General features: G+C 51.9%; 1 tRNA gene. It reads left to right on the top strand.

Annotated elements, in window-relative coordinates:
• The first annotated feature begins 62 nt into the window (after window positions 1-62).
• Window positions 63-138, top strand: a tRNA-Glu gene (locus GV764_RS08960).
• Window positions 139-239 lie beyond the last annotated feature (101 nt).

Below are 239 nucleotides of genomic sequence, written 5' to 3'. Positions count from 1 at the left end.
GCGCAGTGCTCACACAGATTGTCTGATAGATGTAAGAAGCAGGGTGTCTGCGAAAGATATATGTCCCTTTCGTCTAGAGGCCCAGGACACCGCCCTTTCACGGCGGTAACAGGGGTTCGAATCCCCTAAGGGACGCCACCTGCTTGGTACGCAAGTGAAAGGTGCGCACCCACGGTATTCAGAATACACCCTGCGTGTATTGCGAAGTATTTGCTCTTTAACAATCCGGAACAAGCTGA

It is taken from the genome of Atlantibacter hermannii, assembly GCF_009907385.1.
Classification (GTDB): domain Bacteria; phylum Pseudomonadota; class Gammaproteobacteria; order Enterobacterales; family Enterobacteriaceae; genus Atlantibacter; species Atlantibacter hermannii_A.
Note: the sequence above shows the minus strand (reverse complement) of the source record. Positions and strands in the feature narration are given on the sequence as shown.